At 63.1% G+C, this 12,304-nt stretch carries 10 protein-coding genes; 7 read left to right on the forward strand and 3 right to left on the reverse strand.

Going from position 1 to position 12,304, the window contains the following annotated elements:
- Positions 1-108 precede the first annotated feature (108 nt).
- Positions 109-1,185 carry a recombinase RecA gene (recA, locus tag QTL96_RS02300; protein WP_047512212.1) on the reverse strand — a complete coding sequence of 359 codons (1,077 nt, stop codon included), beginning with the start codon at positions 1,183-1,185 and terminating at the stop codon, positions 109-111.
- A gap of 241 nt (positions 1,186-1,426) precedes the next feature.
- Here recA and QTL96_RS02305 point away from each other — a divergent pair, with 241 nt between their 5' ends.
- Both QTL96_RS02305 and QTL96_RS02310 read left to right on the forward strand, forming a co-directional pair.
- Positions 1,427-2,371, forward strand: coding sequence for a carbohydrate kinase family protein (locus QTL96_RS02305; RefSeq protein WP_289726533.1), 945 nt, complete (start codon positions 1,427-1,429; stop codon positions 2,369-2,371).
- A 28-nt stretch (positions 2,372-2,399) separates the two neighbouring features.
- Complete coding sequence (locus QTL96_RS02310; RefSeq protein WP_289726534.1) at positions 2,400-3,326, forward strand: pseudouridine-5'-phosphate glycosidase; 927 nt, start codon at positions 2,400-2,402, stop codon at positions 3,324-3,326.
- A 284-nt stretch (positions 3,327-3,610) separates the two neighbouring features.
- On the opposite strand, the gene cckA is transcribed toward QTL96_RS02310, so the two are convergent.
- A complete protein-coding gene (gene cckA, locus QTL96_RS02315; protein WP_018900533.1) occupies positions 3,611-6,211 on the reverse strand; it encodes a cell cycle histidine kinase CckA in 2,601 nt (866 codons plus the stop codon).
- A 284-nt stretch (positions 6,212-6,495) separates the two neighbouring features.
- On the opposite strand from cckA, the gene QTL96_RS02320 reads away from it, so the two are divergent.
- Positions 6,496-7,596 carry a flagellar biosynthetic protein FliO gene (locus tag QTL96_RS02320; RefSeq protein ID WP_289726535.1) on the forward strand — a complete coding sequence of 367 codons (1,101 nt, stop codon included), beginning with the start codon at positions 6,496-6,498 and terminating at the stop codon, positions 7,594-7,596.
- An 88-nt stretch (positions 7,597-7,684) separates the two neighbouring features.
- On the opposite strand, the gene dksA is transcribed toward QTL96_RS02320, so the two are convergent.
- A complete protein-coding gene (gene dksA / locus QTL96_RS02325) occupies positions 7,685-8,104 on the reverse strand; it encodes an RNA polymerase-binding protein DksA (protein ID WP_018900535.1) in 420 nt (139 codons plus the stop codon).
- A 274-nt stretch (positions 8,105-8,378) separates the two neighbouring features.
- On the opposite strand from dksA, the gene QTL96_RS02330 reads away from it, so the two are divergent.
- From QTL96_RS02330 to QTL96_RS02345, 4 genes are all read left to right on the forward strand, one after another.
- Positions 8,379-8,876 (forward strand): histidine phosphatase family protein, encoded by a 498-nt coding sequence (locus QTL96_RS02330; protein WP_289726536.1) that lies wholly within the window; start codon positions 8,379-8,381, stop codon positions 8,874-8,876.
- Positions 8,877-8,948: 72 nt separating this feature from the next.
- On the forward strand, positions 8,949-10,424 hold the full coding sequence (locus QTL96_RS02335; protein ID WP_289726537.1) for a YcjX family protein: 1,476 nt from the start codon (positions 8,949-8,951) through the stop codon (positions 10,422-10,424).
- The gene (locus QTL96_RS02340; RefSeq protein WP_289726538.1) at positions 10,421-11,512 is read left to right on the forward strand and encodes a TIGR01620 family protein; all 1,092 of its coding nucleotides are present in this window, start codon (positions 10,421-10,423) and stop codon (positions 11,510-11,512) included. Before QTL96_RS02335 ends, QTL96_RS02340 begins: the two co-directional genes overlap by 4 nt.
- A 203-nt stretch (positions 11,513-11,715) precedes the next feature.
- Positions 11,716-12,264 carry a hypothetical protein gene (locus QTL96_RS02345; RefSeq protein WP_113199968.1) on the forward strand — a complete coding sequence of 183 codons (549 nt, stop codon included), beginning with the start codon at positions 11,716-11,718 and terminating at the stop codon, positions 12,262-12,264.
- Positions 12,265-12,304 lie beyond the last annotated feature (40 nt).

Raw genomic sequence — 12,304 nt, forward strand, 5'->3', positions numbered from 1 at the left:
GTGGCTTTTATCGCTGACGTTAACCACTGTCCAGCAGACAAACAAAACCGGCTGCATTCTGATCAAGGAATGCAGCCGGCTTTGAACTATTCAGTCTTTGATCGAGGCTTATTCGCCGTCGGAATCGTTGGCGTCGGGACCGCCATTCTGCAGCTGATCGGCGATCAGGCCAGCATTCTGGCGGATCGACGTCTCGATCTCGCGCATCAGCTCGGGATTGTCGCGCAGGAACGTCTTGGCGTTCTCGCGGCCCTGGCCGAGACGCTGGCTGTTATAGGAGAACCAGGCGCCCGATTTCTCGACGATGCCTGCCTTGACGCCGAGGTCGACCAGCTCGCCGGTCTTCGATACGCCTTCGCCATACATGATGTCGAATTCGACCTGCTTGAAGGGAGGCGCCATCTTGTTCTTGACGACCTTGACGCGCGTCTGGTTGCCGATCACCTCTTCGCGCTCCTTGACGGCGCCGATGCGGCGGATATCGAGGCGAACCGAGGCGTAGAACTTCAGCGCGTTACCACCCGTCGTCGTTTCCGGCGAACCGAACATGACGCCGATCTTCATACGGATCTGGTTGATGAAGATGACCATGGTCTTCGACTTCGAGATCGATGCCGTCAGCTTGCGCAGCGCCTGGCTCATCAGTCGAGCCTGCAGACCCGGAAGGCTGTCGCCCATTTCGCCTTCGATTTCGGCACGCGGCGTCAGGGCCGCAACCGAGTCCACGACCAGCACGTCGACGGCGCCGGAGCGCACCAGCGTGTCGGTGATTTCGAGCGCCTGCTCGCCGGTATCCGGCTGCGAGATCAAGAGATTGTGCAGATCGACGCCGAGCTTGCGAGCGTAAACTGGATCGAGCGCGTGTTCGGCGTCGACGAAGGCGCAGATGCCGCCCTTCTTCTGGGCTTCCGCGATCGTCTGCAACGCCAGCGTCGTCTTACCCGAGCTTTCCGGCCCGTAAATTTCGATGATACGCCCCTTGGGAAGGCCGCCGATCCCGAGTGCGATATCCAGTCCGAGAGAGCCCGTCGAAACGGTCTCGATCTCGACCACGCCCTCGTTCGAGCCGAGCTTCATGATAGAGCCCTTGCCGAACGACCGCTCGATCTGTGAGAGTGCCGCTTCAAGTGCCTTGCTTTTGTCCACCGATTTGTCCTCTACAAGCCGCAATGTATTCTGTGACATTCGATCCACCTTTAGGTTATTGAAGCCGCTCAAGCAATGTCGCCGCCGATGTCGATTTTGTACCGCATTTGTTCTCATCACGCAAGTGCCGTTCAAAGCATTGAAAGAAAGAGGTAAAACGGCCTGTGTTCTACATTTGTTTTATCCATGCAAAGCAAGAGCTTACAGCACCTGGACGGCGGCTGACCGCGCTTCCGGAGGCCGCACGATTCGCCCAAGACGGCATTTTCGGAGCGATGAGATGAGCAAGAAGATTCTCGTGCTTGGCGGCGCCCATGTCGATCGCCGCGGCCGCATATCGGACGCCACGGCAGATGGCGCCAGCAACCCCGGCTCCTGGTTCGAGGAGGCCGGCGGCGGCGGCTTCAACGCGGCCCGCAATCTCGCCCGCCTCGGCTTCGACGTCACCATGATCTCGCCGCGCGGCGGTGATCCGACCGGAGAGATGGTGAGCGAAGCCGCCGATCTCGCCGGCGTCAACGACCGCCCCTTCATCTTCCTCGACCGCAAGACCCCGAGCTATACCGCGATCATCGAGCGCGACGGCAATCTGGTGATAGCGCTGGCCGACATGGATCTCTACCGCATGTTCGTGCCGCGCCGCCTGTCGATCCGCTCGGTGCGCGAGGCGTTTTCGGCGACCGACATGATCCTCTTCGACGCGAACCTGCCGGAGGAAACGCTGGTCTCGATCACCGCGCGCGCCAAGGCGCTCGGCAAGCCGGTGGCGGCGATCGCGATCTCGCCGGCAAAGGCGGTTAAGCTGAAGGCCTGCATGCAGGGTATCGACTATCTCTTTCTCAACGAAGCCGAGGCGACGGCGCTGACCGGCGAGCGGCCGGAAAACCCCGTCCACTGGCCGTCACTGCTCGGCGACATCGGCCTCAGGGGCGGTGTCGTCACCCGGGGACAGCGCGAGCTGATCGCCTTCTCCGCCGGCCACGTGGCGGCGCTGCAGCCGGCCAATGTCGAGCACGTGTCCGATGTGACCGGCGCCGGCGATTCCCTCGCCTCGGGCGTTATCGCAGCACTTTTGCGCGGGCTGCCGATGAGCGAGGCAATCCGCGAGGGTGCTGCGGCCGCGGCGCTGACCGTCCAGTCGCCCAACGCGGTCAATGAAAATCTATCCGCCGATCTCCTAAAACAGGCTCTTGCTCTTGTCCCGCCGGCGAGAATTCTGCATTGAAACCCAATCAGACGAAATGGAAGATCCGATGACGAACACTCTCTCCTCCAAGCTGCCGATCACCTACTCCAAGGAAGTGGCGAGCGCCAAGCAGCGTGGCGCGCCGATCGTGGCGCTCGAATCGACGATCATCACACACGGCATGCCCTACCCCGGGAATATCGAGATGGCCCGCAGCGTCGAATCGATCATCCGTGAGCAGGGCGCCGTCCCCGCCACCATCGCCGTCATCCACGGCACGCTCCACATCGGGCTCGAAGCCGAAGAGCTCGAGCAGCTCGCCAAGGCCAAGGATGTGCTGAAAGTCTCGCGCGCCGACCTCGCCTTCGCGATCGCCGAGCGCCGCCACGGCGCCACCACCGTCGCCGCCACGATGATCGCGGCGGAACGCGCCGGCATCAAGGTCTTCGCGACTGGCGGCATCGGCGGCGTGCATCGCGGTGCGGAAGAGAGCTTCGATATCTCCGCCGACCTCGAAGAACTCGGCCGCACCGGCGTCATCGTCGTCTGCGCCGGCGCCAAGGCGATCCTCGACGTGCCGAAGACGCTGGAAGTGCTGGAAACGGCTGGCGTGCCCGTGGTCACCTACGAGAGCGAAGAATTCCCGGCCTTCTGGTCACGTTCTTCCGGCCTGCGCAGCCCGCTGACGCTGAACAGCCCGGCCGCCATCGCCAACTTCCAGACGGTGCGCGAACAGCTCGGCATCGACGGCGGCATGCTGATCGCCAATCCGGTGCCTGAAGCCGACGAAATCCCGGCCGAAGAGATGGAAATCTACATCCAGCGCGCGCTCGACAGCGCCGAACGCGATGAAATCTCCGGCAAGACAGTCACGCCTTATCTCCTCAGCACGATCTTCGACCTGACCGATGGCCAGAGCCTGAAGACCAATATCGCACTGGTGGAAAACAACGCCCGCCTCGCCGGCGAAATTGCGGTTGCGCTCAACGCCTGAAGATAAACGACCGGGGGCGGCGCCAAGCTGCCCTCATGCCTCTGCTACGTCTTTCTTTGGGGTGGTCACGCGTCTCGTGAACCTTGTGCCACGCAGCCCCCTCATCCGCCCTTCGGGCACCTTCTCCCCGTGGGGGAGAAGTGGAGATGGAGCAAAACAGCTCGCCACAAGTCTCTTCTCCCCCACGGGGAGAAGATGCCGGAAGGTCAGGTGCAGCTCGCTGTACCGGAGATGAGGGCGCGCGCACCGCGCGTCCCAGCCCACGCCAAACGCCCCGGCTCACCTCACCCCTCAAGCGTCTCCTTGACCACCACAGCCAACTGCTTCAGCGAGAACGGCTTCGGCAGGAACCCGAACTTGGACTCTGGCGGCAGGTTGCGGGCGAATGCGTCCTCGGCATAGCCCGAGACAAAGATGAACTTCAGATCCGGATATTTCTTGCGCAGTTCGCGCAGCAGCGACGGCCCGTCCATTTCAGGCATGACGACGTCGGAGACGACGATATCCACCTTGCCGTCGAGCTCGTCCATGATGTCGAGCGCTTCGACGCCCGATCCCGCTTCGTGAACCGTATAGCCGCGCGTCTCCAGCATGCGCTTGCCGCCGCGACGCACCGCCTCCTCGTCCTCGACGAGGAGGATGACGGCCGAACCCGTCAGGTCTTCCGGCTGCTCCGGCTTGGCCGGCGACAGGGCAACGACGTTATCGGCGCTCGGCGTGACCGCATCGGCTTCGGCGGCGATCGCCGGCTCGACGATGTGGCGCGGCAGGAAGACACGGAAGGTCGTGCCCTTGCCGACTTCCGATTCCGGCTGGATGTAACCGCCGGATTGCTTGACGATGCCATAGACCATCGCAAGCCCCAGACCTGTGCCCTTGCCCACCTCCTTAGTGGTGAAGAAGGGCTCGAAGATCTTGTCCATTATTTCAGGCGCGATGCCGGTGCCGTTATCGGACACCTCGACCAGAACCATGTCCTCGTGCGGCATGTAGGAGTAATTGAAGGCGGCGACTTCGGCAGCCGTCGCGTTCTTCGTGCGCACGGTGAGCTTGCCGCCCTCCGGCATCGCGTCGCGCGCATTGACGCAAAGGTTGATCAGCACCTGCTCGAACTGCGACAGGTCGGTCTTCACTGGCCAGAGATCGCGCCCGTATTCGACGTCGAGCTTGACGTTGGTGCCCGACAGCAGCCGGTCGACCAGCATTCTCAAGTCGCCGACGACATCGGTAAGATTGAGCACACTCGGCCGCATCGTCTGCTTGCGCGAGAAGGCAAGCAGCTGGCGCACCAAAACAGCGGCACGGTTGGCGTTGCGCTTGATTTCCATCAGATCCGCAAAACCAGGATCGGCCGGCCGCGCCTGCAGCAGCAGATGGTCGGACGAGAGCAGGATGGCGGTCAACACGTTGTTGAAATCGTGCGCGATGCCGCCGGCGAGCGTGCCCACCGCGTTCATCTTCTGCGTCTGCGCCATCTGCGCCTCGAGCGCCTTCTGCTCGGTCACCTCGACGGCGTAGACGATCGCGGCCTCTTCAGGCGCTTCATCGCTTTGGTCGATCACCGCATTGACGTAGAAGCGGAAATGCCTGTTGTCGTCGGCCTGCGTCTTGGAATCGAGCGGCGGAATATCGCCCTGCCGGTCCTTCGCGGCCGCAAGCGCGCCTTGCAATCGCGGCTTGTCGACATCCTGCACGATGGTTTCGAACAATGCACCGTTCTCGACGTCATCGCGCGAAACGATGCCGGAAAAGAGTTTCAGGAACGGCGCATTGGTCCGGAGGATGCGGCCGTCGCCATCGACGGAGGCGATCGCCATCGGCGTATTGTTGAAGAAGCGCGTGAAACGCATCGATGCAGCCGACGCCGACTGATCACCAGCCGTGCTGTCGCGCCGCGTGAGAACGATCGAGCGGCTCTCGCCGGGTGCGCCGTCGCGCATCGAGGTGACGCTGTGAACGATCTGCACCGGAACGCCCTGGCCGTTCGATTTCTTCAGGTCGAGATCGAGCGTCACCGTCTTCTGCAGACCGGGATCGGCCTGCACGGACTGGATCAGCGCCAGCCCCTCGCCGGCAACCATGTCGCCGATCGTCATCGAACCCGGAATGAATTTGGTGAGGTCGATCCCCAGCCACTCGGCAAGCGTCGCATTGAGATAGAAGATCTCGCCCTTGCGGCCCGCCGAAAAGAAGCCGGCAGGCGCGTGGTCAAGATAATCGATGGCGTTCTGCAGTTCCTTGAAGAACCGCTCCTGATCGTCGCGTTCCGACGTGATGTCGCTGATCTGCCAGATGTGCAGCGGCCGGCCGCCGCTCTCCTCGCTCTGCAGGATACGCGCCTTCAGGCGGTACCAGTGCGCACCGGATCCGTTCAGCGATGGCCCCAGCGCGCGCAGCAGCCGGAACTCCTCGCGGCCCTCGCGGCCCTCGCGCAACCCGTTGGAGAGCCTATATAGCGCCTCGTTGGATTCGCGGTGGCGCGACAGCAGCGCTTCCAGCGTCTGCACCTCTGTCGGCTTGCGAGCGCCGGTCAGCGCGCCATAGGCAGCATTGGCGTAAACGATGCGGCCTTTTTCGTCGGTGATCAGCGATCCATCGGGATGGCTGTTGAGAAAAGCGCGGGCAAGGCTGTCGGACTGGCGCTGCGGCATCACCTCGATGAAGCCGATGATCGACGACACCAGGAAGAAGATGCCGACCATGGCCAGCACGCCGAGAACGCCGAGCACCATCTCGTTGTCGAGCGAGGTCTTGAACACCACGAAGGCGGCGGCAACGCCGATCAGCACCAGCGCCAGAAGCAGGATCCGCACGGCAGTTCCCGCGCGCCCTCCACGGTCCACGAGCGGTTCGCTAAAATTGTCGGCCTGACGGGATTTCGTCATGTACTTCCTCGCATTGCCCGCCGGCCTTCATTCGTGACTAACAGACGAAGCAGGAATCAGGCGCCTCTTCCTTCTTAGCAATTTGCTGCCTCGCCAAAAACACCACACTCCATGAAGAGTGATTGAATTCACAAGCTACAGCGCCAGTTTTGCCGTTAAATGTAGATTGAGACGTTCCACAGACATTGCGTCGCACCTTTCGGTGACTGGACAAGGCGCCTCCCCCTTGTCTAGGAAGCTTAAAAGTCGTCATGTGGTTGAACGCCGCAAAGGAGTACGTGACTATGTTCGATGGCATCATGGAATCTTATGGCAGCCGCTTCATCATTGCCGCGGGCGGCGTGGCCATCGCCCTGCTGCTGCTCGTCGCGGTCCTCTGGATCATGCGCAACCGGGCATCCTCGCCCTTCGTTCGCGGCGGCCGCAACCGCCAGCCACGCCTTCAGGTTCTCGACGCCGCCGCCGTCGACGCCCGCCGCCGCCTTGTGCTGGTGCGCCGCGACGATGTCGAACATCTGATCATGATCGGCGGCCCCTCCGATATCGTCATCGAAAGCCGGATCCTGCCGGATGGGCAAGTCGAGACCATCAGCGAGCCGGCACGCCCGGAAGCACCACAGCCTGCAGCCCCCAGCGAGCGGCCAGCCGAGCCTGTGATGACATCCGCCGTGGCAGAACCAGAACCAGCGGTCATCGTCCCGCCAGCGCCACGCCCGGCCCCGACGCGCGGCCTGTCGCCGATCGAAGAGTTCGCACCGAGCGCCGAGCGCCTGGACACCCCACCGATCGCGCCGCCACCTGCACAACAGCATCAGGTTTTCGAGCCCGAGATCGAACCCGCGCCACGCCCTGTCGCCGTGCCAGTCGCACCGGTATCGATCGCGCCGGCACCCGTCGCACCGCGCCCGCAGCCTCCGGCATTCTCGCGGCCCGAGCCTGCGCCGATCGAAACGGCCGAAGCCGTCGATATCCTCGATTCGGCACGCCAGCGCGTCCTGACCCCGCAGAGAATCGAGCCGCAGGTGATGAGCCCGCCCACGCCGCCCCAGCGCGTCGATCTCTATCCGCCGGCACCACAGGCACCAACGCCGCAGCCTGCCGCGTTCCAGCCCGTCGCTCGCCCGGCACCCTCGGCCCAGCCCAGCGATTTCCAGCGTGTGCTCGAAGAGGAAATGACGAGCAATCTGGCGGCCGAGCGCCCGATGGCGGCGCCGACCATCCCGATGCACAATGCACCGCCGGTTCAGAGCGCGCCCGCTCGCCCCGTACCCTCCAACATGCCGCGCCGTGATCCCGAGATGGCGCCGATCACCGGCGCCGACGCCGCCCTTCAGAATGAAGTGGCCCGCATTTTCGGTGAGATGAGCGTCAATCGCGACAAATGACCGGCGGCGGCAACAGCCGCCCCATTCCCGCAAACAAAAAAGGCACCGCGCGATGGCGGTGCCTTTTTAGTTTGTGATGTAACCGGGATTATTCGTCCCGGTAGACTTTTTCACGACGCTCGTGGCGTTCTTGCGCTTCGATGGACAGCGTTGCGATCGGGCGGGCGTCGAGACGCTTGAGGCCGATCGGTTCACCGGTTTCCTCGCAATAGCCGTAAGTGCCTTCCTCAATACGCTGCAGTGCGGCGTCGATCTTGGATATCAGCTTTCTCTGGCGGTCACGGGCGCGCAGCTCGATGGCTCTGTCCGTCTCGGACGACGCTCTGTCGGCGAGATCCGGATGGTTTGCGCTTTCCTCGGCAAGATGCTCGAGGGTTTCGCGCGCCTCTCTGAGGATGTCATTCTTCCAGGCAATCAGCTTCGCCCTGAAATAGGCGCGCTGGTTACCGTTCATGAACTCTTCCTCTTCCGAGGGCACGTATTTGCTAAGATCGATCTTCTCACTCAACGCGATTCTCCTGAAGAACATCTCATCTGGCGGCTGTATATCCCGACCACGGCGTTCGATTCAAGCCCAATCCGCTAGGTAAACACATTTTTAAATCTGTCACAATTTTGAGCTAACAGGCTATTTTTACGTCACTATTTTTCAAAGCCACCGTTTCAGCTTGCCAGCTGAAGTAGCAGCGCCCGTGCAACTTGCCCACTGGATTCTGCACGCCGGTTGACGAAGACACCGGGCTGGCGCTACTGAAATAGATCAATCGACCGGGGACTTTCCGATGACCGCAATCGTGCCGCCGCCTTCCCGGATTTATCTTTTGAGACACGCCGAAGCGGCATTTCCCGCCCCCGGCCAGAGCGATTTCGACCGCCCGCTGAGCGAGCGCGGTTATGCCGCAGCCGAAATTCTCGCCGAGAACGCGGCCGATAAAAGCTACAAGCCCGACCTCGTCGTCAGCTCCACCGCCATACGCTGCCGACAGACGGCGGACGCCGTACACCGCGCGATGGGCGAAAACCTCGATATCCGCTTCGTCGACGCGCTCTATAATGCCACGCCCGAAATCTATCTCGATATCCTCGGCGCGCAGCAGGACACGGGCTCTGTCATGCTCGTCGGCCACAATCCCGTCATCGAGCAGACGCTCGAAGCGCTGATCGGCCACCAGCTGCTGGCGCAGGCGCTGCCGAACGGCTTTCCGCCGGGTGGTCTGGCGGTGCTCGATTTCGACCCGGGCCGCAACAACTGGCGCCTGATCGACTTCATGATCGACTGACAGGCGCGCAACCTTCTTTTTCTTCGGCGTGCCGGTTCCTATATGGCGTCTACCAGCAATCGGAATTTCGCCTTGCCGCCAAGCATGACATCCTTCACCGACGACGCGCGCATCGCCTTCGACACCCTGTCGGACCGCGCCTCGGGCCTCGTCAACCCGACGATCCGCCTCGGCGTTACCGGCCTGTCGCGGGCGGGCAAGACGGTTTTCATCTCCTCGCTGGTGCATAACCTGCTGCATGGCGGCCGCCTGCCCCTGTTCGAGGCCGTCCAGTCTGGCCGTGTCTCCGCCGTCCGGCTCGAAGAGCAACCCGACGACAGCGTGCCGCGCTTCCAGTACGAGGATCACATCAAGGCGCTGGTGAAAGACCGCATCTGGCCCGATTCCACACGCGCAATCTCCGAGCTGCGGCTGACCATCGATTACCAGAGCGCCAGCGGGTGGAGCCGCTTCTTCTCGCCAGGCAGGCTCTCGATCGACATCGTCGACTATCCCGGCGAATGGCTGCTCGACCTGCCGCTGCTGGCCAAGGACTACCGCACCTTCAGCGAAGAGACCATCGCGCTGGCCCGCACCGGCATCCGCACCGAGCTCTCCCAGCCATGGCTAGCGCTGACCGACGATTGCGACATCGCCGCCCCGGCGGATGAAATGCGCGCCCGCGAACTCGCCACCGCCTTCGCCGATTACCTCAAGGCCTGCAAGGCCGACGAGCGCTCCCTGTCGACGCTCCCACCCGGCCGCTTCCTTTTGCCCGGCGATCTCGACGGCTCGCCGGCGCTGACCTTCGCGCCGCTGGTGCTGCCGCCAACGGGCAAGCCCGAGAAGGGATCACTCTGGGCAATGATGGAGCGGCGCTACGAGGCCTACAAGTCCGTGGTCGTCAAGCCGTTCTTCCGCGAGCATTTCTCCCGCATCGACCGTCAGATCGTGCTTGTCGATGCCCTGCAAGCGATCAATCGCGGCCCCGAGGCCGTGCAGGATCTGGAGCGCGCGCTGACGGACGTGCTCGCCTGCTTTCGCCCCGGCACCAATTCGCTGCTGTCGTCGCTGCTCGGCCGCCGCATCGACCGCGTTCTGGTCGCGGCCACCAAGGCCGACCACCTGCATCACGAAAGCCACCATCGTCTCGACGCCCTGACGCGCCGCCTCGTCGATCGCGCCATCCAGCGCATCGGCATGGCGGGCGCCGGCATCGACGTCATGGCGCTTGCCTCGGTGCGGGCAACGCGCGAGGCGACCGTCAAGCGCGACGGCCACGAGCTGCCCGTCATCGTCGGAACGCCGATAGAGGGCGAGACGATATCGGGCGAAACCTTCGACGGCATCAGGAAGACCGCGATCTTCCCCGGCGACCTGCCCGAAGACCCCTCCGCCCTGTTCGAGAGCATCGAATCGGGAGACGAGAATGTGCAATTGCCCGACGTGAACGTCGTCCGTTTTCGCCCGCCGAGCCTTGAGGAGACCGGCGGCGGCATCAAGCTGTCGGTGCCGCATATCCGGCTCGACCGGGCCATGCAGTTTCTGTTCGGAGATCGCCTCGCATGATCAAGCCGCCCGCCGACCAGCCCCCGCGCCGCACGCCCGCCGCCTTCGCCTATGAGGACGAGCGTGAGCAGCCGGAGATCAAAGCCGGCCGACCGACGGCAGAGCCCCGCAAGCCAGCAGCCTTCTCGGGCGAGATCACGCTGACATCGGACGAGGACGATCCCTTCATCAACCCGGACAAGGACCTCCCGACCCTGCCCGTCGCCCAGCCCCGCAAACGCGGTACTTCCTTCGGCAAAATCGCGCTTGGTGCTTTTGGCGTGCTGTTCTCGCTCGCCTTCGGGCTCTGGACCGACAGCCTGATCCGCAACCTCTTCAGCCGCGCCGATTGGCTCGGCTACACCGCGCTTGCCGCCGTCGGCATCGGCATCCTGGCTGTCATCGCCATGGTCGTTAGGGAAACTGCTGGCATGATGCGGCTGGCTGCGGTGCAGACCATCAAGGCCGAGGCGGAAGCGGCAATCCTCGAGACCAAGCCCGCCAAGGCGCGTGCGCTGGTCAAGAGCCTTGAGCATCTGCTATCAAACAAGCCTGAGACGGCGCGCGGTCGCGCCACGCTGAAGGCGGCCGAGACCGACATCATCGACGCCCCGCATCTGGTGGCGCTCGCCGAACGCGAACTGCTCGCGCCGCTCGATCGACAGGCACGCAGCCTCATCCTCAACGCCTCCAAACGCGTTTCGGTCGTCACCGCCGTCAGCCCGCGCGCCATCGTCGACCTGCTCTACGTTCTCTACGAGGCCGCCAAGCTCATCCGCGCCATGGCCGATCTCTACGGCGGCCGGCCCGGCACCTTCGGCATGCTGCGGCTGATGCGCGACGTTCTAGCCCATCTCGCCGTCACCGGCTCGATCGCCGTCGGCGACAGCCTCGTCCAGCAGGTTCTCGGCCATGGCTTGGCATCCAGGCTCTCGGCGCGCTTGGGAGAAGGTGTGATCAACGGCCTGATGACCGCCCGCATCGGCATTGCCGCCATGGACCTCTGCCGCCCGCTGGCGTTCCGTGCCCTGAAGCGCCCGGGAATCGGTGACTTCATCGGCGATCTCACGCCATCGATGACGAAGAGTGATGGCAACGGGCGGAATTGAGCCCAGATCCATAAACCATTCCCTCCGGACAGCCGACTTCAGGAATCTAATGGGATTCAACAGCTTACGTGAGACAGGCCAGCGCACGTCCGGCACCGAAAAGCCCGCGGACGCGGCGTTTTCACCCCGTTAGAAACCAAGCATTAACCATTTTTCGGCAAACTTGGCACCAGTTAAGCGATATGGTTCGCCAAGGAAAATCCATGTACTCGCGCAAGTTTCTCTATCTTTTCGGTCTCGCGGCAATCGCCCTGTCGCCTTTTGCTGAAACGGCTCCAGCAGCCACCGCCGCCACGCGTGACAAGGCATTCTTCGAATCCGTCGCAGGCTCCTGGAAAGGTCCGGGCGAAATCGTCGCCGGCAAGTACAAGGGCACCAAATTCACCTGCAACCTGATCGGCGAACCCGTGACCGACGGCACCGGCGTCAAGCTCGACGGCAGCTGCCGCGTCGGCGTCTTCAAGCAGCCGATGAGCGCGCTGATCACCCAGTCTGGCAATAGCTACAAGGGCAAGTTCCTCGATGGCGCCGCCGGCAAGGGCCTCGACGTCGTCTCCGGCACCGTGACTGAAGACACCGTCGTGGTCGGCCTCAACCGCGCCAAGCTCAACGGCGCGATGATCGCCCGCGTCCGCGACGACAAGACGATGAACGTCACCGTTTCGGTCAAGGTCGAAAGCCAGATGATCCCCGTGATCGGTCTGACGCTGTCGCGCCAGGTCGATGAAATCACCGTCGGCTCGGTCGAATAATCAATAGAGACAATTGAAGCATACGACGAAGCGGCCACTC

Origin of the sequence: Rhizobium sp. S163, assembly GCF_030380805.1 — a bacterium.
In the GTDB taxonomy this organism is placed as follows: Bacteria; Pseudomonadota; Alphaproteobacteria; order Rhizobiales; family Rhizobiaceae; genus Rhizobium.

Bases quoted from the DNA above. Each gene is read 5' to 3' on its own strand.
- QTL96_RS02340 (WP_289726538.1), top strand. From the start codon at position 10,421: ATGATCAAGCCGCCCGCCGACCAGCCCCCGCGCCGCACGCCCGCCGCC.
- recA (WP_047512212.1), bottom strand. From the start codon at position 1,185: ATGTCACAGAATACATTGCGGCTTGTAGAGGACAAATCGGTGGACAAA.
- QTL96_RS02310 (WP_289726534.1), top strand. From the start codon at position 2,400: ATGACGAACACTCTCTCCTCCAAGCTGCCGATCACCTACTCCAAGGAA.
- QTL96_RS02330 (WP_289726536.1), top strand. From the start codon at position 8,379: ATGACCGCAATCGTGCCGCCGCCTTCCCGGATTTATCTTTTGAGACAC.
- QTL96_RS02305 (WP_289726533.1), top strand. From the start codon at position 1,427: ATGAGCAAGAAGATTCTCGTGCTTGGCGGCGCCCATGTCGATCGCCGC.
- QTL96_RS02345 (WP_113199968.1), top strand. From the start codon at position 11,716: ATGTACTCGCGCAAGTTTCTCTATCTTTTCGGTCTCGCGGCAATCGCC.
- QTL96_RS02320 (WP_289726535.1), top strand. From the start codon at position 6,496: ATGTTCGATGGCATCATGGAATCTTATGGCAGCCGCTTCATCATTGCC.
- cckA (WP_018900533.1), bottom strand. From the start codon at position 6,211: ATGACGAAATCCCGTCAGGCCGACAATTTTAGCGAACCGCTCGTGGAC.